18 protein-coding genes are annotated in these 19,529 nt (G+C 73.6%); 8 read left to right on the forward strand and 10 right to left on the reverse strand.

What is annotated here, in order from left to right:
* Positions 1-99 precede the first annotated feature (99 nt).
* Both A949_RS0112455 and A949_RS0112460 read left to right on the forward strand, forming a co-directional pair.
* Positions 100-1,233, forward strand: a complete 1,134-nt coding sequence (locus tag A949_RS0112455) for a baeRF3 domain-containing protein (RefSeq protein ID WP_019356343.1) — start codon at positions 100-102, stop codon at positions 1,231-1,233.
* Positions 1,205-2,521: an MFS transporter gene (locus tag A949_RS0112460; RefSeq protein WP_019356344.1), complete on the forward strand. Its 1,317-nt coding sequence runs from the start codon at positions 1,205-1,207 to the stop codon at positions 2,519-2,521. The genes A949_RS0112455 and A949_RS0112460 overlap by 29 nt, the downstream gene beginning before the upstream one ends.
* A gap of 69 nt (positions 2,522-2,590) precedes the next feature.
* Here A949_RS0112460 and A949_RS0112465 read toward each other — a convergent pair whose 3' ends face one another.
* The gene (locus tag A949_RS0112465) at positions 2,591-3,343 is read right to left on the reverse strand and encodes an SDR family NAD(P)-dependent oxidoreductase (RefSeq protein WP_019356345.1); all 753 of its coding nucleotides are present in this window, start codon (positions 3,341-3,343) and stop codon (positions 2,591-2,593) included.
* Positions 3,344-3,577: 234 nt separating this feature from the next.
* Between A949_RS0112465 and A949_RS33225 the strand changes: the two genes are divergently transcribed.
* Positions 3,578-4,126 carry a DoxX family protein gene (locus A949_RS33225; protein ID WP_019356347.1) on the forward strand — a complete coding sequence of 183 codons (549 nt, stop codon included), beginning with the start codon at positions 3,578-3,580 and terminating at the stop codon, positions 4,124-4,126.
* 48 nt (positions 4,127-4,174) lie between these two features.
* Here the strand turns inward: A949_RS33225 and A949_RS0112480 are convergent, their stop codons facing one another.
* The 3 genes from A949_RS0112480 to A949_RS0112490 form a co-directional block, all read right to left on the reverse strand.
* Positions 4,175-4,582 (reverse strand): hypothetical protein, encoded by a 408-nt coding sequence (locus tag A949_RS0112480; RefSeq protein ID WP_019356348.1) that lies wholly within the window; start codon positions 4,580-4,582, stop codon positions 4,175-4,177.
* A gap of 233 nt (positions 4,583-4,815) precedes the next feature.
* Complete coding sequence (locus A949_RS0112485) at positions 4,816-6,171, reverse strand: family 4 glycosyl hydrolase (protein WP_026004589.1); 1,356 nt, start codon at positions 6,169-6,171, stop codon at positions 4,816-4,818.
* A 41-nt stretch (positions 6,172-6,212) separates the two neighbouring features.
* Positions 6,213-6,965, reverse strand: coding sequence for a DeoR/GlpR family DNA-binding transcription regulator (locus A949_RS0112490; RefSeq protein ID WP_019356350.1), 753 nt, complete (start codon positions 6,963-6,965; stop codon positions 6,213-6,215).
* A 141-nt stretch (positions 6,966-7,106) separates the two neighbouring features.
* Here A949_RS0112490 and A949_RS0112495 point away from each other — a divergent pair, with 141 nt between their 5' ends.
* The 4 genes from A949_RS0112495 to A949_RS0112510 all read left to right on the forward strand — a co-directional run bounded on the left by A949_RS0112495 (position 7,107) and on the right by A949_RS0112510 (position 11,507).
* Positions 7,107-8,213: a carbohydrate kinase family protein gene (locus A949_RS0112495; protein WP_051019476.1), complete on the forward strand. Its 1,107-nt coding sequence runs from the start codon at positions 7,107-7,109 to the stop codon at positions 8,211-8,213.
* 62 nt (positions 8,214-8,275) lie between these two features.
* On the forward strand, positions 8,276-9,736 hold the full coding sequence (locus A949_RS0112500; RefSeq protein ID WP_019356352.1) for an ABC transporter substrate-binding protein: 1,461 nt from the start codon (positions 8,276-8,278) through the stop codon (positions 9,734-9,736).
* Entirely contained in the window at positions 9,733-10,686 is a 954-nt protein-coding gene (locus tag A949_RS0112505; RefSeq protein WP_019356353.1) for a carbohydrate ABC transporter permease, read from the forward strand. Before A949_RS0112500 ends, A949_RS0112505 begins: the two co-directional genes overlap by 4 nt.
* The gene (locus A949_RS0112510; RefSeq protein ID WP_019356354.1) at positions 10,683-11,507 is read left to right on the forward strand and encodes a carbohydrate ABC transporter permease; all 825 of its coding nucleotides are present in this window, start codon (positions 10,683-10,685) and stop codon (positions 11,505-11,507) included. The genes A949_RS0112505 and A949_RS0112510 overlap by 4 nt, the downstream gene beginning before the upstream one ends.
* 85 nt (positions 11,508-11,592) lie before the next feature.
* Here A949_RS0112510 and A949_RS0112515 read toward each other — a convergent pair whose 3' ends face one another.
* The 5 genes from A949_RS0112515 to A949_RS0112535 are packed head-to-tail and all read right to left on the reverse strand — an operon-like array spanning position 11,593 to position 17,004.
* Positions 11,593-13,152 (reverse strand): sodium:solute symporter family protein, encoded by a 1,560-nt coding sequence (locus A949_RS0112515; protein WP_019356355.1) that lies wholly within the window; start codon positions 13,150-13,152, stop codon positions 11,593-11,595.
* Positions 13,149-13,451, reverse strand: coding sequence for a DUF3311 domain-containing protein (locus tag A949_RS33230; RefSeq protein WP_019356356.1), 303 nt, complete (start codon positions 13,449-13,451; stop codon positions 13,149-13,151). Before A949_RS33230 ends, A949_RS0112515 begins: the two co-directional genes overlap by 4 nt.
* Before the next feature lie 42 nt (positions 13,452-13,493).
* Positions 13,494-14,309, reverse strand: coding sequence for an SDR family NAD(P)-dependent oxidoreductase (locus tag A949_RS0112525; protein WP_019356357.1), 816 nt, complete (start codon positions 14,307-14,309; stop codon positions 13,494-13,496).
* Positions 14,306-15,757, reverse strand: coding sequence for an aldehyde dehydrogenase family protein (locus A949_RS0112530; protein ID WP_019356358.1), 1,452 nt, complete (start codon positions 15,755-15,757; stop codon positions 14,306-14,308). The genes A949_RS0112525 and A949_RS0112530 overlap by 4 nt, the downstream gene beginning before the upstream one ends.
* Positions 15,754-17,004 (reverse strand): M20 family metallopeptidase, encoded by a 1,251-nt coding sequence (locus tag A949_RS0112535; RefSeq protein ID WP_019356359.1) that lies wholly within the window; start codon positions 17,002-17,004, stop codon positions 15,754-15,756. Before A949_RS0112535 ends, A949_RS0112530 begins: the two co-directional genes overlap by 4 nt.
* Positions 17,005-17,223: 219 nt before the next feature.
* Here A949_RS0112535 and A949_RS0112540 point away from each other — a divergent pair, with 219 nt between their 5' ends.
* Positions 17,224-18,024, forward strand: coding sequence for a FadR/GntR family transcriptional regulator (locus A949_RS0112540; RefSeq protein WP_019356360.1), 801 nt, complete (start codon positions 17,224-17,226; stop codon positions 18,022-18,024).
* 167 nt (positions 18,025-18,191) lie between these two features.
* Here the strand turns inward: A949_RS0112540 and A949_RS0112545 are convergent, their stop codons facing one another.
* On the reverse strand, positions 18,192-19,394 hold the full coding sequence (locus tag A949_RS0112545; RefSeq protein WP_019356361.1) for an FAD-dependent monooxygenase: 1,203 nt from the start codon (positions 19,392-19,394) through the stop codon (positions 18,192-18,194).
* Positions 19,395-19,529 lie beyond the last annotated feature (135 nt).

Here is a 19,529-nt window from a genome sequence, read left to right on the forward strand (position 1 = left end):
CGTGCCGCGCCCGCTCCGGCCCCGGCTCCGACGTGCGGAGCCGGGGGCCGCGCGTGATGCTGGAGAGCGGTCGTCCTCCCCTTCCGGAACGAGGTACGGATGCGCACCAACGACCTGACCGATGAGGTCCTCGCCGAACTGCGGAAGCCGCGCCCCTACCCGGCGGTCACCCTGGTGCTGCCCACCCACCGCACCAAGCCGGACAAGCTGCAGGACCCGGTGCGGCTGCGCAATCTCATCGCGGAGGCCGGGCGACGGCTCTCCGCGGACCCGCAGGTGCCCGCGTCGGTGCGGGCAGACGTGCTCAAGCAGCTCGAACAGGCCGAGAACGAGCTGGATCTGGTGTACACGCTCGACACCCTGGTCGTCCTCGCGGCCCAGGGCGAGCACCAGTTCTGGCATCTGACCCGGCGTGCCGGGACCGAACGCATCGTCGTCAACCACACCTTCCTCACCCGCAACCTCGTCGCCGCCCGGGCCCAGAACCGGCCCTACTGGGTGCTCACCTTCGACGAGGAGCGGGCCAGGCTGTGGAGCGGCGCGGGCGAGCAGCTCACCGAGGAGCACCGGTTCGGCTTCCCGGTCGCGCACGAGACCGACCTCTCCGAGCGCGAGCGGGCCTCCCGCACCGGGGACGTCACCTCCGGCTACCGGGACGAGGCAGCCCTCCAGCACCTGCGGGACGTGGACGCCGACCTCGCCAAGGTGCTGGCGGTCGAGCCCAGGCCGCTGCTGGTGGCCGGATTGCAGCACGGGCTGACCGCGCTGGCCGACGTCGGCACGCACACGGCACGCGGCGCGCTGGCCACCGTGCCCAAGGGCGGACTCGCCAACGCGCGCGCCTCGGTCGTCCAGGAGGCCATCGCGCCCGCCCGCGCCGAACTGCTGCGCACCCGGGCCGAGACCGCGCTGCGCCGGCTCGACGACGCCAAGGGCCGCAAGGAGTTCGTCTCGGGGATCGACGAGGTGTGGCAGGCCGCGCGGGAGGGCCGGCTGGCGCTGCTGGCGGTCGAGGAGTCCTACCGGGAGAAGGTCCGGCTGACCGGTGGTCATCCGGCCCCGGTCGCCGACGACGCGGTCAGTGACGCCTCCGGGGAGGTACGCGACGACATCGTGGACGAGACGGTGGAGGCCGCACTGGACACCGAGGCCGATGTGGTCTTCGTGGCCGAGGACGTGCTGGCCGGGCACGGCAGGATCGCGGGTGCGGTCCGCTACACCTGGGCCGGGTAGCGGCCCCTCGGAGGGACGGGGAGCGCGCTCCCGCGGGCCGGCCGGTGCCGCGCACCCCGCCGCGGCCGGGGAGCCCGCGGCGGACGCCGAGGACGGCACCGGGCGCGGCCCGCTGCGGTACGCGGCGGCGGCCTTCGTCTTCGCCGTCGGCATGGCCGGCACCACGCTGCCGACCCCGCTCTACGGCCTCTACCGGCAGGAGCTGGGCTTCGGCGAACTGATGGTGACGGTCGTCTTCGCCGTCTACGCCGTGGGCGTGATCGCCGCGCTGCTGGTGGCCGGCGACTACTCCGACAAGCTGGGCCGGCGACCGGTGCTGCTGGCCGCGCTGCTCCTCTCGGCGGCCAGCGCCGGATGCTTCCTGCTGGAGGGCGGCCTGCCGCTGCTGTTCTGCGGGCGGCTGCTGTCCGGGTTCGCCGCCGGACTCCTCTCCGGTGCCGCGACCGCGGCCGTCCTCGAACTGGCGCCCGGTGGCAGCCGGGGTTTCGCCGCGACCGCCGCGAACATGGGAGGGCTCGGCTGCGGACCGCTGCTGGCGGGAGTCCTCGCGCAGTACGCGCCGCGCCCGCTGACCCTGCCGTTCGCCACCCACCTGGTGCTGCTCGCCGCCGCCGGCGCCCTGACGCTGGCGCTGCCGGAGACCGCGCGCCCGCCCCGCCCGCGGCCCCGGCTGCGGCCGCGCGGGATGGAGGTGCCGCGCCAGGTGCGGCCGGTGTTCGTCCCGGCGGCGCTGGCCTGCTTCACCGGATTCGCCGTCTTCGGCCTGTTCACCGCCGTCTCGCCGGGCTTCATGAGCGCAACCCTGCACATCGGCAACCTGGCGGTCTCCGGCGCGGTCGTCTTCTCGGTCTTCTGCGCCTCGCTCCTGGGGCAGTCGGCCTCCGCTCGGACCGGTGCCCCGGTGGCGCTGCCGCTGGGCTGTCTGGGGCTGGTCGTCGGCATGGTGCAGGTGGGTCTCTCGCTGCTGCTCGGTTCGCTGGTGCTGCTGGTGACCGGGGCGGTGACCGGGGGGATCGGGCAGGGGCTGGCGTTCCGGTCGGCCATGACGACGGTCAGCCGCCGGGCTCCCGAGGAACACCGCGGGGGCACCATCTCGGCGCTGTTCGTCGTCGCCTATCTGGGTATCTCGCTGCCGGTCGTCGGGGTCGGCGCGCTCAGCACGGGACTGGGGCTGCGCAACGCGGGGCTGGTCTTCTCCGCCTGCGTCGTGGCGCTCGCCTCCGGGGTCGGCGCCTGGCTGTGGCGGACCCGGAAGTCCGCAGCTGCCGCGCCCGCCCCGGTCGACTGAACCCGGGAGCCGCCCGCCCGTCGCCGCGCGGCGGCGGCTCCGGAGCCGCAGAGGGTGCCGTCGGCGGCGTCACTGCGCCGCGTACCCGCCGTCCACCAGGTGGTAGCTGCCCTGGACGAAGGAGGCGCGGTCGGAGAGCAGGAACGCCGTCAGCTCCGCGACCTCCTCCGCGGTGCCCAGCCGGCCCTGCGGATGCAGCGAGACGAGGCGCTCGCGCATCGGGTTGTCCGTCTCGCGGAGCAGGGGGGTGTCGATGAAGCCGGGCCCGACGGCGTTGATCCGCACGCCCTTGTCGGCGTATTCGAGTGCCGCCGTCTTGGTCAGGCCCACCACGCCGTGCTTGGCGGCCACGTAGGCGGGGCTGCCCGCGAAGCCGTTGGTACCCAGGATGGAGGCCATGTTGACGACGGCCCCGCCGCCCGCTGCGGCCATGACCGGAAGCTGGTACCGCAGCCCGTAGAAGACTCCGCTGAGATCGGTGGCGATGACCCGGTCCCAGGCGGTGATCTCGTACTCGCCGGTGGGCATCGAGGGGCCGCCCACGCCCGCGTTGTTCACCACCAGGTCGAGCGCGCCGAAGGTCCCGGTCGTGAACCGCACGGCCTCCCGCGCCGATTCCGGGTCGGTGACATCGACGACCAGCGGCTCCGCCCTCGCACCCGCCGTCTCCAGCTCGCCCGCCGCGAGCTGCGCGCCGTCCTCGTCGTGGTCCGCGGCCACGACCCGGGCGCCTTCCCGCGCGAGCCGGCGTGCCACGGCCAGCCCGATCCCGGAGGCGGCGCCGGTGACCAGCGCGGCCCTGCCGTCGAACTCGCCGCTCATCCGCACGACCTCCTGCTCGGTGCCCGTTGCCGTCACCCTCCGCTCCGGCGCGCCGGAGCGCACCGCCTCCGCCGCCGTCCGGGTGAGCGGCCGAACGCCCGGCACCGCGGGGCCGGTACGTGCCGTGCACCGGACGGCGGGCTCCGGGTTGCGGGGCGGCGGGGAGGCGCGTGCCATGGCGGTGACGGCACAGCCGCCGTCCGCTCCGGCCGCCCGCGCACCCGAGGACCCCGTATGACGCCACTGCAACTGCTCTCCCGCCCGCTTCTGGGCGTGTTCTTCGTCAACGCGGGAGTGGGGACGCTGAGCCGGCCCGAGCCGCCGGCCGAGCTTGCGGCGCCCTTCCTGGAGCGGCTGCGCGAGAAGGTTCCGCTGCCGGGTGACGACGTGACGCTGGTACGGGTGAACGCCGCTGTCCAGGTGGTGGCGGGCGCGCTGCTGGCCACCGGACGTGTGCCGCGGACCGCGGCGCTGGCGCTGGCCGGCTCGCTGTTGCCCACGACGCTGGCCGGGCACCCGTTCTGGGAGCAGGACGATCCCGGGCAGCGCGCCGCGCACCGGATCCACTTCGGCAAGAACACCGCCATCGTGGGGGGCCTGCTGGCCGTCGTCGGCGATGCCGACCACCACGCGCGCGTCCGGGCGCTGCGGGCCCGCGCCAAGAAGCACCGGACCCGGCACTGCCCCGCACACCCCCGGCACGCCGCGGCCCGGCGGGCCTCGGGCACCGCCCGCGCGGCGCGCTGCCCCGCGGGCCGCGCCCGGACGGACCGCTCCGGGTAGCGGTCCGCCGGCCGGGGCCCGGTCATCGGCCGCCGGCCGGCGGATCTCTCAGGAGCCCTTGAGCGTGTACTTGCAGCCCTGCGAGCTCTCGCCGCCGGCGTTCTTGTCGACGGTCTTGCCGTCGACCTCCAGGACGCAGGCCGGGAAGACGAAGCTGCCGTCGGCGCCCTTGACGGCCTGCGGCGTGACATAGAGTTGCACGCCGTTCTTCAGCTCGGCCCCCTCGAGAGTGACCTGGTCCTCGTGCTTCCAGGGCAGCGTCGCCGTCTCGAAGTGGCTGTCGCCCGCCGCCCAGCCGATCTGCGAGGAGCCCGAGCCCTCCACCCGGAGGGTGACCCGGTGGGTCTCCGGCGGGCCCCACGTCTGCTTCGGTTTCGCCGCTGCGGAGGCGCCGCCGCTGTCCGCCTCCCCGTCGTCCGAGCCCCCGCCGCAGCCCGTCACCAACGCGCACACCATGACTAAGGTCGCTCCCGCGACTGTCCCGCGCACCTTCTGCTCCTCTGTGTCGACGGTCGGATGTTCCCCCACGTCCCCGAGCCGTGAGCCTAGTGGGCCGGGCGCTGTTCGGTGGGTGGAACAGAAGAGGAGAGACTGCGGAGGAACCGGGGACGACCCGCACCGGTGTGCCACCCGGCCGCGGGCTCACCGGTGCGGGGAGGAGCTCCGCTCCCCCCGGGGAGCGGCGTTGCTCACCCCGCGGAGCCGTCCGGCGCCTCCAGCGGGCGCGCCGTCTCCAGGACTCGCTCGGCCGCGTGCACGGAGTCGACCAGCGGGTGGAGGGCCAGGGCGCGCAGCGCGGCGCGGTGCGAGCCGCGGGTCGCGGCCTCGACGGTGGCGCGTTCGACGGCCTTGAGCTGGAGCATCAGCCCCAACTGGTCGGCGGCGACCGGTCCGGTGGCCAGCGGGCGGGCACCGCCGGAGTCGACCATGCACGGCACCTCGACCACGGCGTCGGAGTCCAGGCCGGGCACGGCGCCGCGGTTGCGCACGTTGAGGATCAGCGTGGTGCGCCTGTTCCGCGCGATGGCCCGCATCAGGGCCAGCGCGACCCGGTCGTAGCCGCCGCCGTCCAGATCGCAGCTCTCGCGCTGCCAACCGCCGGACGCCTCGCGGCTCTCGGCCATGTAGGTCTCCTCGCGTTCGCGGCGCGTCTCCTCCCACGAGCGGAAGGCGCCGTCGCCGCCGCCGGAGAGCTCGGCGTAGAAGCCCTCCTGCTGCCGGGCGAGGAACTCCCCCCGGGTGGCGTCCGCGGCGCGGATCGCGGTGAGGGCCTCCCGGTGGTGGTAGTAGTAGTGCAGGTATTCGTTGGGCAGCGCGCCCAGGGCCTGCAGCCACTCGGTGCCGAAGAGTTTGCCCTCCTCGAAGGACGCCAGCGCCGGGGCGTTCTCCAGCAGCGCGGGCATCCGGTCGGTGCCGTCGACCACGATGCGGCGCAGCCAGCCGAGGTGGTTGAGGCCCACGTAGTCGAAGTCGGCGCGGTCGGGGTCGGCGCCGGCGGCCCGCGCGGCGCGGCGGCAGAGTCCGACGGGGGAGTCGCAGATGCCGATGACGCGGTCGCCCAGCACCCGGCTCATCGCCTCGGTGACCATGCCGGCCGGGTTGGTGAAGTTGATGACCCACGCCTGCGGGGCGAGCGCGGCGACCCGTTCGGCGATGTGGACGGCCACCGGGACCGTGCGCAGTCCGTAGAGCACCCCGCCCGCGCCGACGGTCTCCTGGCCCAGCAGTCCTTCGGCCAGCGGATGCCGCTCGTCCCGCACCCGTCCGGCGAGGCCGCCGACGCGGATGGCGCTGAAGACGAAGTCGGCGCCGCGCAGGGCCTCGTCGAGGTCGGTGGTGGTGCGCACGGCGGGTGCCGGCCCCGGATGCCCGGCCGCCTGTTCGGCCAGCACGGCGCCGATGGCGCGCAGCCGGCCGGGGTCGGTGTCGTGGAGGACGAGTTCGGTGCAGCGTCCGGCCGCATCGGGGTCCCGCGCGTCGTCCAGCAGCGCGCGGTGGACCAGCGGGACCCGGAATCCGCCTCCGCCGAGCACGGTGAGCCGCAGGCCGGCCGCGCCGGTGGGGTCCGGCGCTGCTGTCATTCCCGTCATACCTCTACTACCTCCACTTCGGCCTCGCGGAACGCGGCGAGGGTGGCCGGATCGGACTCCCGGCCGGTGATCAGCATGTCGATGTCGCCTGCCTGGCAGACGCGGGCGCTTCCGGTGCCGGGGAACTTGCGCGGGGTGGCCAGCAGCACGGTCCGGCGGGCCGAGGCCAGCATGGCCCGTTTCACCGGGACCTCGACCTCGGTGGTGTCCAGTACCCGGCCGTCGGCCAGTACCCCGCTGGTGCCGAGGAAGACCCGGTCCGCGTAGATCTCGCGGAGCGCGGCCCGGGTGATCTGGCCGACCAGCGAGCGGTAGTTGCGCCGCACCTCGCCGCCGAGCAGCACGAGCGTCACCTCCGGGTCGGAGCGCAGCTCCTCGTAGACGGCGAGGTTGGAGGTGACGACGGTGATCTTCCGGCCGTGCAGCAGCCGTGCCAGCTGGAGGGTGGTGGTGCCGATGTCCAGCAGCACCGTCTCCCCGTTGCTGATCAGCTCCGCGGCGACCGCGGCGACGGCTTCCTTGGCGGGGAGGTCGTCCACCTCCTCCTCCGCGAAGGGGCGTTCGACCGGTTCCCGGGCGATGGCGCCGCCGTACACCCGCCGCAGCCGTCCGGAGCCGGAGAGGTCGGACACGTCCCGGCGCGCCGTGGCCTCGCTGACCTGGAGCCGCCGGGCGATCTCGACGACGGGCAGCACCCCCTCCTCGCGGAGGATCCGCAGCAGCTTCTCGTGCCGGGTTTCGCGCAACATGCGCAGCACCCTAGCGCGACTGAGCGTCTTTGCGCGACTGTGACCGACCTATTGCATTCTGCCGAGGAGGAGTGCATGGTGTCGCTCAAATCAGTCACGTAAACGCTGAGTTTTGGCCATAGCTGAGAGGGGCGAGCGGCCTTGAGTACCACTGGGAGTGCCCAACCGGCACCGACCGGGAGCTGGTTGGACCCGCTGGCCGGCCTCCGCACGGAGGAGGGCCCGCAGACCGATGTGTTCCTCACCGGCACGGTCTTCCTCGACATCGTCCTCACCGGCCTCGACCACGCCCCGGTGCGCGGCACCGAGACCTGGGCCGGCGGCATGGGCTCCAGCCCGGGCGGAGTCGCCAACATGGCGACCGCGCTGCGCAGGCTCGGGCTGCGCACCGCGCTGGCCGCGGCCTTCGGCGACGACATGTACGGCGACTACTGCTGGGAGGCGCTCACCGGCAGCGAGGGCATCGACCTGGCCCCCTCGCACCGCGCCAAGGGCTGGCACTCCCCGGTCACCGTCTCCATGGCCTACGAGGGCGAACGCACCATGGTCAGCCACGGCCACGAGGCGCCCAAACCGTGCGTCAGCGTCGCCGCCCGCCCGGCGTCCCGGGCCTGCGTCACCTCGCTGTCGCCGGGACGGGTGGGGGACTGGGTGCGGCAGGCCCACACCGAGGGCAGCCTGATCTTCGCCGACACCGGCTGGGACGAGACCGGCGCCTGGGACCCGGACACCCTGGCCGACCTGTCGCTGTGCCACGCGTTCCTGCCCAACGCCACCGAAGCCCTGCACTACACCCGCACCGACACCCCGGAGGCGGCGGTGCGCACGCTGGCCGAGCTGGTGCCCGTCGCCGTGGTCACCAAGGGATCCGGCGGCGCGGTGGCCGTCGACGGGACCACCGGCGAGTTCGCCGACGTGCCCGCGCTGAGCGTCGAGGCGCTCGACCCCACCGGCGCCGGGGACGTGTTCATGGCCGGCTTCACCACCGGGACCCTGGCCGGCTGGCCGCTCGCCGACCGGCTGGCGTTCGCCAACCTGACCGCCGCACTCTCCGTCCAGCACTTCGGCGGCTCCCTCTCGGCACCGGGGTGGAGCGAGGTCGCGGCCTGGTGGCAGTACGCGCGCCGGATCGGCGGCCAGACCCAGGAGGTGATGCGGCGCTACGGCTTCCTGGACGACCTGCTCCCCGGCGGCAACGGCGAATGGCCCCTGCTGCGCGCCACCCCCACCATCGGTTTCCGCTCGTGAACCGGAACAGCACGGGCCCGCGCGGCCGCAACCGCGCGCAGCACCAAGGAGGGCGTACGACGATGAACGCGCACCGGCACCACGGACGAGGACGGCTGCGCCGGTCCCGCACCGCCCTCGGCGCGCTGGCCGGCCTGCTGCTGGCCGCCGCCTGCGTACCCGGCACCGACGGGTCGGGAGCTGCGGGCACCGGGGGCGCCGCGGTGACCGCGACACCCGACCCGGGCAAGGCCGGGAAGGTCACCCTCACCGTGTGGGACCAGCAGACCCGGGGCGGCACCAACGCCGAGATCGAGCGCCTCAACAAGGAGTTCGAGAAGAAGTACCCCAACGTCACCATCAAGCGGGTGGCCCGCAGCTTCAACGATCTGAAGAAGACCCTCAAGCTGGCGCTCAGCGGCGACAACCCGCCCGACGTCGTCCAGGCCAACCAGGGCTACGCGGACATGGTCGCCTTCGCCCGCGCCGGGATGCTCACCCCGCTGGACAGCTACGCGGGCCTCTACAGCTGGAACACCCGCTTCCCGCAGACGCTGCTCAACCTCAACCGGGTGGCGCCCGACGGCAAGCGGTTCGGCACCGGTCAGCTGTACGGCATCTCCCAGGAGGGCGAGTACATCGGGGTCTACTACAACAAGAAGGTGCTCCGGAAGGCGGACGTCGAGCCGCCGAGGACCTGGCAGGACCTCACCGCTGCGCTGCCCAGGCTGAAGAAGGCCGGTGAGCTGCCCGTGCAGTTCGGCAACCTCGACAAGTACCCCGCCATCCACACCTTCGGCGTCCTCCAGGGGCAGGCGGCCGGGAGCGCCGAGCCGGTGCGCGAGACGGTCTTCGGCCGGGGCGGCGGCTTCGACACCGACGCCACCCGCACCGCCGCCCGCACCCTCGCCGACTGGGCGAAGCAGGGCTACTTCCCCAAGGGCGCCAACGGCAAGGGATACGACGACGCGGCCAAGCAGTTCGCCGACGGCAAGGGCGCCTTCCTGATCACCGGTACCTGGCAACTGGCCGATCTGCGCAAGCCCATGGGCGACGACCTCGGCTTCATGCCGCCGCCGCCGGCGGCCGGGAAGCAGCCGGTCACCACCGGCGGCGAGGGGCTGCCGTGGTCCATCACCTCCAAGTCCGACCATCCCCAGGTCGCCGCCGCCTACCTCGACTTCCTCACCGACGCGCACGCCGCGAAGGTGATGACCGAGGAGGGCGTGCTGCCGGTGGTGCCCGGAAAGGCGGCCGGGAAGCTGGACCCGGACTCCCCGAACGGCCAGATGGTCGCCGGCTGGGAGCGGCTGAACGCCGCCGACGGGCTGGTGCCCTACCTCGACTACACCACCCCCACCTTCTACGACACGCTCTCCGCCGACCTCCAGGGCGTCCTCAGCGGCGACCTCGGCCCGGACGAGTTCGCCGAGCGGACGCAGCAGGAATACGCGGAATTCCGCGCCCAGCAGCACGCCGACGGCGGGGACGGCGAGAGCGACGGGGACGCCGGGGACGACGGGGACGGCGGTGACTCGGAATGAGCGCCCTCACCGGCCGGGAGACCGGTGCCCGGCGCGCCGCCGCGGCGCCGGGCACCGGCACGGCCCGCCACCACCGCCGGGCGCCCGGCGAGCCGAGAGCCGTGGGATACCTGTACGTCCTGCCCGCCCTCGCCGTGTTCGGGGTGTTCCTGCTCTGGCCGCTCGCCCAGACCGGCTGGCTGTCGCTGCTGCACTGGGACGGGCTGACCCGCGCGAGCTGGGCGGGGCTGGACAACTACCGCGATCTGCTCACCGACCCCGAGCTGCGCGCCCCCTTCGCCCACGCCGCGGTGCTGCTGCTCTTCTACGCGGTGCTCCCGGTGGCCATCGGACTGCTGCTGACCGCGGCACTGACCCGCTTCCGGATCCGCGGCATGACCTTCTTCCGCACCGTGCTGTTCCTGCCGCAGGTGCTGGCGATGGTCGTCGTCGGCGTCGCCTGGCGTGCCGTGCTGGCACCCGACGGACTGCTCAACGACACGCTCGGCGCGCTGGGCCTGGGCGGGCTGGCCCGGTCCTGGCTCGGCGACGGCACCTGGGCGCTGCCCGCCGTCGGCACCATCGGCACCTGGGTGGAGACCGGGCTGTGTCTGGTGCTCTTCCTCGCCGGGGCCCAGCGCATACCGCGGGAACTGTACGAGGCGGCCCGGATCGACGGCGCCGGACCGGTACGGGAGTTCGTCACCGTCACCCTGCCCGGGCTGCGTGCCGAGGTGGCCGTCGCGCTCACGCTGACCCTGGTGGCGGCGCTGCGCAACTTCGACCTGATCTACATCACCACCAGTGGCGGCCCGGGCGACGCCACTTCCGTGCCCTCCTACGAGGTCTACCGCCGCGCCTTCGAGAGCGGCGAGGTCGGCTCGGCCTCGGCCATGGGCATCACTCTCACCGCCGTGATCTTCGCGCTGACCATGGTGGTCACCAGGTTCGTGGAGGGCCGCAGCCGATGAACACTTCCCGCACCGAACGCGGCGTCACCTACGGCATCCTCGCCCTGTTCGCGCTGATCGCGCTGACCCCCGTCGCCGGTATCCTCTCCACGGCGCTCGCCCGCCAGGACTCGCTGAAGACCGGCTTCGCTCTGCCGGACGGCCTCAACTGGCACAACTTCGCCGACGCCTGGACCCGCGGCCACTTCGGCAGCTACCTGTTCAACTCCGTCCTCGTGGCCGTCGCGGTGGTGGCCGCCACCACCGTGCTGGCCACACTCGCCGCCTACGCCCTCGGCACCATGCGCTTCCCCGGCTCCGACGCGCTGTTCTACCTCTTCGTCGTGGGGCTCACCCTGCCGCAGGAGGCGGTGATCGTGCCGCTCTACTTCGATCTGCGGCACTGGGGACTGACCGACACCTACTGGGGGCTGATCCTGCCGCAGACCGCGCAGTCCCTGGCTTTCGGCGTCTTCTGGATGCGGACCTACTTCCGCAACACGCCGCGCTCGCTGCTGGAGGCCGCGCGGATCGACGGCGCCACCCACTGGTCGACCCTGACGCGCATCCTGGTGCCCATGGGGAGGCCCGCCTTCTCCACGCTGACCGTCATCGTGTTCATGTGGACCTGGAACGAGTTCCTCATGGCCCTGGTGATGGTGAGCGACGAGGCGCACCGCACGGTGCCGCTGGGGCTCGCCTTCTTCCAGGGGCAGCACTCCTCGGACACCGCGCTGCTGGCCGCCGCGGCGACCCTGATCGCGCTGCCCGTCGTCGCGGTCTACCTGCTGCTGCAGCGCCGCTTCATCCAGGGGATGCTCACCGGCTCGGCGAAGGAGTAGCCCCGGCCGGAAGCCGCGATCATCCCTGTCCGCGCCTGGGACGACAAGGGCTCCACCGGCCCCGGTACTTCGAACCGGGTCGCGTTCACACCGTCTCTCCCCGGGCAGACGGGTCCTGCCCGGGCTGCTGTGCCGGGCCGGGCGACCGCGCGGTCGTGGAAGCCGGCGGCCGGGCGCAGGTGAGGGCGGCGGCCACCAGCAGGTTGGCCGCCAGGCCCAGGAGCCCGCCGTTGATCCCGTGCCAGGGGTCGTTGTCCGTCCACCACAGCAGCAGCACCACGCCGAGGCCCACCAGCGTGCCCGTGACCCCCGCTGCCGCGGTCAGTCGCCGCCAGAACAGTGCGAGCAGGGTCAGTGGTACCAGCTGGGCCAGTCCCTCGTAGGAGAGGACCGAGAGCTGCACCAGGGTGTTCGGGAAGAAGAGCGCGCCCAGCAGGGCCACGAGCCCGGCCAGGAAGCACACCAGTTGGGACAGCCGTTTGGTCCGCACGTCCTGCGCACCGCCCGGCGCGTCGTCCCCCGCGCCCGCCGCCCGGTTCCGGTGGGCGCGGCTGCGCGGGTCGGAACCGTTGCCGCCGCCGAGCAGGGTGCGCCCGCACAGGGTGCCGATCGCCAGCATGAACACGCTCATCGGCACGATGGCCGACAGTGCCCCGGCCACGCCGATCACGGCGACGACCGGCGCCGGGAGCGAGTCGGTCACCAGCCGGAACAGCGCCAGGTCCGGGTTGTCGAGGGTGGGAAGCGCGAACAGCGCGACGGCGCCGACCATCATCGGGATGAACAGCAGCAGCTGGTACCAGGGCAGCAGCAGGGCGTTGCGGCGCAGCGCGTTCGGGCTCCTGGCGCTGAGGTAGCCGGCGACGGTGGTGGGGAAGATGGAGATCGTCACCGCGTTGAGCAGCAGCGTGGAGACGAACCAGGTGCCGTTCAGCCCGCCCGACTCATGTCCCGGGAACGTCAGCCACTCCGGCTTCTCCTGCACCATCCGCGTCATGAGGTCGCCGTATCCGTCCAGATAGTGCAGCGGCACCCACACCGCGAGGAAGACCACCGCCACGATGACGAGCACGTCCTTGAGCACGCTCACCCACGCGGAACCGCGCAGGCCGGAGACGAGGATGAACGCCTCCGCGACGACGAAGGAGACCACGGCGGCGACGTGCAGATCGACGCTGCCGTAGGTCATGGCGTTCACCACCACGCCCATGCCCTGGATCTGCACCTGCACGTAGGGGACGATGAAGACGGTCGCGGTGACCGCCACCAGTATCCCCACGGGCCGGGAGCGGAAGCGGTGTTCGGCCATGTCGGCTATGGACAGCAGCCCATGCCGGCTCGCGTACGTCCACAGCGCCGGGCCCACGACGTACGCCACGGCGAAGCCGGTGGTCAGATAGGCGACCAGATAGAGGATCGGCACACCGAACGAGTAGGACCAGCCGGCCGTGCCGAGGAAGGAGAAACTGGTGTAGGTCTCGCCGGCCATCAGCAGCCAGATGAACAGCACGCCCAGGCCGCGGCTGGAGACCGACCACTCGGCCATCCCCTTGTCCCGCCCCCGGGCGCTGAGCACGCCGATGGCGAGGGTCGCGGCCATGGCGAGGCCGAAGAGCGTCGTGGCGATCGCGGCTGATCCGCTCATCGCGGCTGCCCTCCCCCGTCGTCGACCGGAAGGGGCTCGACCGCGCCCTCGGTGAAAGCCGGGTCGAGCCGCGAGACCGCCCAGATCACCAGGGGGCTGACCACCGTGGCCGCGACGATCCAGAACAGCAGGAACGGAAGCCCCGCCACGCGGGGTTCGATGCGGTTCGCCACCAGCGGGGCGGCGCAGTAGAGGACGGCGGGGATCAGCAGCAGCCACAGCGCGGGGCGCCTGGCTCCGGTTCGGGGGAGGCCCGCGAGGGGGTCCTCCTCGTCGGGGACGGGGTGGTGCTCGGACATTGCGGAGCGCTCCTCGGGGGACGGCTGGTAACGGCACGGGGGTCACACCGCCGGGTCGTACCGACCGTCGACGGCGGTCCAGCCGCCGTCCACGGTCAGCACGCTGCCGGTCACGAACGTGGCGGCGTCCGAGAGCAGATAGACCACGGCGCCCGCGATCTCGTCGGCCCGCGCCCAGCGCCGCAGCGCGGAGGCCCGCGCATAGGCGTCGAACCACTCGGCGTCGGCGGCGATCTGGTCGGTCAGCGGGGTGCGCACCACGCCGGGCGCCACCGCGTTGAAGCGCACACCCTGCGGGCCCCACTCCGCGGCGGCCGTCCGCAGCAGTTGGACCAGGCCCGCCTTGGAGGCCGCGTACACCCCCTGGCCGGGCTCCACCTGGAAGGCCCGCATGGAGGCGAGGGACACGACCGACCCGGCGCCGCGTTCGGCCATCGCCGGGGCACAGGCCCGCAGCAGCGAGAAGTGCGCCCGCAGATTGAGCGCGACCACCCGCTCGAACTCGGCAACCGTGTAGTCGGCGATCCGCTTGCGGACGTTGACGCCGACCGTCACCACGAGCCCGTCCAGCGGGCCCCATGCGGCCGCGGCCCGGGTCAGCGCCTCCTCGTCCAGTACATCGAGCGGATACGGGCGGGCGCCGGGGCCGGCCAGCCGCGCGGTCTCCACGGCTCCGGCCTCGTCCCGGTCGGCCACCACGACGTCGGCACCGTGCGCCACCAGGGCGCGTACCGCCTCCCGGCCGATGCCGCTCGCGCCGCCGACCACTGCGGTCCGCCGCCCGTCGAGCCGGAACAGCCGCCCGTAGTCCACCTCGTCCGCCTCGGCACCCGGGCCGTGCTCCGGACGGGCGCTCACGGTCTGATCACCGCCATCTTCGTCACCGTCAGCTCCTCGATCGCGAACCGCGGGCCCTCGCGCCCGATGCCGGAGTCCTTGACGCCGCCGTAGGGCGCCACGTCGCAGCGGTATCCGGGCACCTCGTTGATCACCACCCCGCCGACGTCCAGTTCGTCCAGCGCGCGGAAGGCGACATCGAGACGGTGGGTGAAGACCGCGGCGTGCAGCCCGTAGCGGCTCGCGTCGACCGCGGCGAAGGCCGCGTCCAGGTCCGGGACCGACCGCAGGCAGACGACGGGACCGAAGATCTCCTCGTCCCAGGCGGGCTGACCGTCCGGCACCTCGGCCAGCAGCGCCGGAGTCAGACAGCGGCCCGCCCGCTCGCCGCCCGCGACCAGCCGCGCCCCCGCTTCGCAGGCGTCCTCCAGCCATGCCAGTACCCGTTCCGTCGCGGCCTCGTCGATCAGCGCGGCCACCCGGGTGCCCTCCGCTCGCGGATCGCCGACCGGTACGGTCGCCAGCCGTGCCGCGATCCGCCGCTCCAGTTCGGCCGCCACCGGGGCTTCGGCGAGGACCCGCTGGACGGCGATGCACGCCTGTCCGGAGGCGTAGTAGCCGCCGCGCACCACCGCGTCGGCCGCCGCGTCCAGATCGGCGTCCGCCGCCACGACCAGCGCGGCGTTGGAGCCGAGTTCGAGTACGACCTTGCGGGGCGCCGCGTCCTTCGCGATGCGGTGGCCGACCGCTGCCGAGCCGGTGAAGGAGACGGCGGCGACGGCCTCGTGCGTGGTCAGGGCACGTCCCACGGCCGCGTCCCCGGTGACCAGTTGCACCGCGCCCGCCGGGGCGCCCTCGGCCGGCAGCCGCTCGCGCACCAGGTTCACCAGCCACAGCGTGGCCAGCGGGGTCGCCGGTGCCGGCTTGACGATCACCGGGCAGCCGGCCGCCAGCGCGGGCGCGATCTTGTGGGAGGCCAGCATCAACGGGTAGTTGAACCCGGCGATCCCGACGACCACCCCGACCGGCCGGCGCGTCCAGAAGCCGGTCATCCCGTCCCCGGACGGCAGCCCGTCCAGCGGCACCGTCTCGCCGCGGATGTGCACCACCTCGTCGGCCGCCGCCCGCCAGGTGGCCACCGCCCGGGTCACCTCCGTACGGCAGTCGGCCCGCGGCTTGCCGGTCTCCAGGACCAGCAGGTCCTCCATGCCCTGGGCGACCTCCTCGAGCGCGTCGGCGACCCGGCCGAGCACGGCCCGGCGGGTCCGGGTGGGCAGCGTGGCGGTGGCACGGCGCAGCGCGGCGGCGTGCCCGGCGGCCTGCCGGGCCTGGCCGACGGAGCCGACCGGGGCCGGTGCCACCGGACTCCCGTCGTACGGGAACGTCACGATCTGCTGGTCCGCGGTGGCCACCCAGCTCTCGCCGATCGGCAGCCCGTCGGGGAACTCCTTGGTCTGCCACAGCGTCACGCCGCCGCACCCCCCTCCGGTGCGGGCGCGGTGGGCCGGGTGAGGAAGTGGTGGGCGGCCCCGGCGTAGACGCGTGCGTATGCGCCGATCTCGCGCACCTCCACGAACTCGTCCCTCTGATGTGCGATCCACTTGCCGCCCGGTCCGTAGACCACGGTGGGCAGCCCCGCGTCCCGGGTGAGGATGGTGCCGTCGGTGGTGCCGGGCACCGCGCCGAACGCCGGTGCGCTGCCGTGCACCCGGGTGTGGGCGGCCACCAACCCCTGCACCACGGGATGGTCCTCGGGCGTCTCGACCGCGGGCCGGTCGTCGACGACGGTCTGCCGGACGGTCACCCCGAAGTGCTCCGCCGCCTGCTCCGCCGTCGTACGCACCCGCTCGATCAGCTCCGCGTGGTCCGTGCCGGGGATCGTCCGCACGTCCACCCCGACCACACCGTGCGCCGGGATGACGTTGAGCTGGTCCGGGTCGCCGCCCAGCAGCACGGTGGGGGTGACCGTCACGGAACCGGCGTGCGGATGGCTGCCGAAGCGCACGGCCGCCCACTCCCGCACCGTGTCGAGCGCCGCCACGATCCGGGCTCCGGCCTCGATCGGGCTGCGGCCCTCCTGCGGCATCGCACCGTGTGCCATCACGCCCGTCAGATCGAGCCGCAGCCGGATCCCGCCGCGGGCCGAGGTGCACACCTCGTACCCCTCCGGCTCGCAGACGACGACCCCGTCCACCCCGCCGGCCGCCGGGGAGGCCGCGAACGCCTTGGCGCCCAGCATCATCCCCTCCTCGTCCGCCATGACGCCCAGCACGATCCGCCCCGGGAAGGGGCCCGCCTGCTGAAGTGCCCGCACCCCGTAGATCATCGCCGCCACTCCGGACTTCATGTCGGCCGTACCGCGGCCCCACATCCGGCCGTCGCGGATCTCGGCGCCGTAGGGGTCCACACTCCAGTCGGCGGGATCGCCCTCGGTCACGACGTCGGTATGCCCCTCGAACATCAGCGTCGGCCCCGGACCTCCGCCGCCCTCGACGGTCGCGACCACGTTCGGGCGGCCCGGAGCCACCTCCGTGACGGTGTGCTCCCAGCCGAACCGGGTGAACAGTTCGGCGACCAGGTCGGCTGCCGGTCTCTCGACGGCCTCGGCGCCCTCGGAGTTGACGGTGCGCAGCCGCACCAGCTCCTGGGTGAAGGCGACGGCCGCCTCGGTGTCGAGCAGGGAATCCCACGGCTGTTCGCCGGGACCGGAATGCATGGAACCTCCAAGTCCCTGTCCCCGCCGCCCGATCCCGTGCGCCGAGACCAGGCGACTGGTCAGACCAGTTGATCGTCCGTACTCTGCTCGGGTGTCCCGGCTCCGGTCAAGGGGTCGGCCGGGACGGCACAGGATCAGCACACCTGGCAGTGCGAACAGCCCGCAAGCAGCCCACCGCGAGCCCGCCGAGGGCTCGCAGGAGCGTGAGAGAGGGTGCCGATGTCGGTCGATCCCCCTGGTCGGACCGGATTCCAGCCGGTGCGCCCGGTACGCGCCTACCAGCGCGTCGCCGAGCAGATCGAGGAGCGCATCCTCGCCGGGCAGCTGCCGCCCGGCTCCCGGCTGCCCGCGGAGCGCGAACTGGTGCGCCAGTTCGAGGTGGGCCGCTCCACCATCCGCGAAGCGCTGCGGGTCCTCCAGTCCGCGGGCCTGATCCGTTCCCGGCCCGGCGATCCGCTGGGCGCCGAGGTGCTGGGTGTCTCGCCCGACACCCTCAGCCACGCCCTCGGGCGGCTCGCCCGGTCCCATCTGTCCGGGCCCGCCGAACTGGTCCAGTTCCGGATGGTGCTGGACGCGGAGAGCTACCGTCTCGCGGCGCGGCTGCACACCGACGACGACCTGCGGCGGCTGACGGAACTGGTGGACCGGATGGCGGACTGTGCGCAGGCCGCCGCCGACGGCAGCACGCCCCTCGACACGCACGCCTTCAGCCAGGCGGACGCCCGGTTCCACCGGGTCGTCGCAGAGGCCGGCGGCAACGCGCTGCTCGCCCTGTGCGCCCGCGCCGTCCACGACGCCGTCGTGGACTCCATCGAGCACACGCTGCAGCACGCGCGGGACACAGGGGGCGCGGCCGACCGGATGCACCGCTCGACCCGCCACCACCGGCTCGTCGTCGAGGCCCTCGGCAGCCGGGACGGTGCCCGCGCCGCGCGCCTGGGCCGCCAGGCGCTCTTCGACAGCTACGGCCCGCACATGTCGCCGCAGGACCTCACCCGGCTGCGCGCGGCGCTGGACTGATCGCCGATCGCCGATCGCCGATCGCCGATCGCCGATCGCCGATCGCCGATCGCCGATCGCCGATCGCCGAGCACCGGCCCCGGGCCGGGCGGTTCCCGGCCCGGGAGCGGACCGGCGGCCGCCGCCCGGCCGACGGTGACGGCCGCCGGTTCGGCGGCGCCGCGGCGTCAGTAGTCGCGCAGGGTGAAGCCGTCCGTGACGGCGTAGAAGTCGTCACTCAGGTCCAGTACCTCGGAGGCGTCCCGCGGAGCCTCGGCCGCCTCCTGCGCGGTGCCGTGCTCCCGGCTCGCGGCCGACCGGTGCGCCAGCGCCTGGTTGGCGGTGACCCAGTCGCGCAACTCGCGCTCGTACGCGGCGAAGGCCGCTCGGTGGTCGCCGTCCGCGGCCTTCAGCTGCCCGGCCAGTACATACGCGCCGACCAACGCCATGCTGGTGCCCTGCCCGGAAGCGGGCGAGCCGCAGTAGCCTGCGTCGCCCAGCAGCACCACCCGGCCCTTGGACCAGGCGTCCAGATGGACCTGGGCGCCGCCGTCGAAGTGGAAGTCGGGCGCCTCCCACATGTACTCCAGCAGGCGGGGCATCTCCCAGCCCACCTGCGCGTAGCGTTCGGCGATCAGCCGCTTCTGGGCCCGCGGATCGCGCAGCTCCCGGTCCGTGCGGTCCACCCCGCCCAGCCCGACGTAGACGCGCAGTTCGGCGTTCTTGCGCACGCTCATCGCCAGACAGCCCCACGCGTCCGGGTCCCCGGTCAGAAAGGCGAGCTGCCAGCGGTCCAGGTCCAGCACGTTCGGGGCCGTCCACACGCCCAGATGACCCGCGAGAGGGCGCAGGTGGCGCTCCTCCGGGCCGAAGACCAGCGAGCGGGTGTGCGAGTGGACGCCGTCCGCGCCGACGACGATGTCGAAAGCGCGCTCCCGGCCACCGGCGAAGCGCACCCGGATCTCCTCCGGGCGCTCGTCGAGCGCGGCTATCGAGTCGTCGAAGAGGTACTCGACGCCGGAGCCGCCGGCCCCCACCAGGATGCGGGCGAGGTCGTCGCGGAGGATCTCGACGTCGTCGCGGTCCAGCCGGCCGCCGCTGGCGGTGGCCTCGGTGGTGCTGTACGTCTCGTTGCCGTCCGCGTCCAGCACGGACATGCCGCGCAGGTCGGTCGCGTGCTCCCGCAACTCCTCCAGGACGCCCATCCGCGCGGCCGCCTCCATCGCGGTACCGCGCACGTCGACCGCCTGGCCGCCGGGGCGCAGCCCGGGAGCGCGTTCGACCACGGTGACGTGGAAGCCGTAGCGGTCCAGCCAGTGGGCCAGCGCGGGCCCTGCCACGCTCGCACCGGAGATCAGCACGCGCTTGCCTGCCGGGGTGTCGGATGCCATGGGGTTCTCCTTCCGTACCGGGCCCGGGAGTTCCTCCTCCCGGCGCTCCGGGGCAGTCCCCAGCCTCCGCACCGCGGCCGACAGACCTCCTACGCCGGGCCGACAGCGGGCACGGAACGCCTGCACCACGCCTGT

The sequence above is a fragment of the Streptomyces sp. AA1529 genome (genome assembly GCF_000280905.1).
GTDB lineage: Bacteria > Actinomycetota > Actinomycetes > Streptomycetales > Streptomycetaceae > Streptomyces.

Bases quoted from the DNA above. Each gene is read 5' to 3' on its own strand.
- A949_RS0112455 (WP_019356343.1), top strand. From the start codon at position 100: ATGCGCACCAACGACCTGACCGATGAGGTCCTCGCCGAACTGCGGAAG.
- A949_RS0112465 (WP_019356345.1), bottom strand. From the start codon at position 3,343: ATGAGCGGCGAGTTCGACGGCAGGGCCGCGCTGGTCACCGGCGCCGCC.
- A949_RS33225 (WP_019356347.1), top strand. From the start codon at position 3,578: ATGACGCCACTGCAACTGCTCTCCCGCCCGCTTCTGGGCGTGTTCTTC.
- A949_RS0112480 (WP_019356348.1), bottom strand. From the start codon at position 4,582: ATGGTGTGCGCGTTGGTGACGGGCTGCGGCGGGGGCTCGGACGACGGG.
- A949_RS0112490 (WP_019356350.1), bottom strand. From the start codon at position 6,965: ATGTTGCGCGAAACCCGGCACGAGAAGCTGCTGCGGATCCTCCGCGAG.
- A949_RS0112500 (WP_019356352.1), top strand. From the start codon at position 8,276: ATGAACGCGCACCGGCACCACGGACGAGGACGGCTGCGCCGGTCCCGC.
- A949_RS0112505 (WP_019356353.1), top strand. From the start codon at position 9,733: ATGAGCGCCCTCACCGGCCGGGAGACCGGTGCCCGGCGCGCCGCCGCG.
- A949_RS0112510 (WP_019356354.1), top strand. From the start codon at position 10,683: ATGAACACTTCCCGCACCGAACGCGGCGTCACCTACGGCATCCTCGCC.
- A949_RS0112515 (WP_019356355.1), bottom strand. From the start codon at position 13,152: ATGAGCGGATCAGCCGCGATCGCCACGACGCTCTTCGGCCTCGCCATG.
- A949_RS33230 (WP_019356356.1), bottom strand. From the start codon at position 13,451: ATGTCCGAGCACCACCCCGTCCCCGACGAGGAGGACCCCCTCGCGGGC.
- A949_RS0112535 (WP_019356359.1), bottom strand. From the start codon at position 17,004: ATGCATTCCGGTCCCGGCGAACAGCCGTGGGATTCCCTGCTCGACACC.
- A949_RS0112540 (WP_019356360.1), top strand. From the start codon at position 17,224: ATGTCGGTCGATCCCCCTGGTCGGACCGGATTCCAGCCGGTGCGCCCG.
- A949_RS0112545 (WP_019356361.1), bottom strand. From the start codon at position 19,394: ATGGCATCCGACACCCCGGCAGGCAAGCGCGTGCTGATCTCCGGTGCG.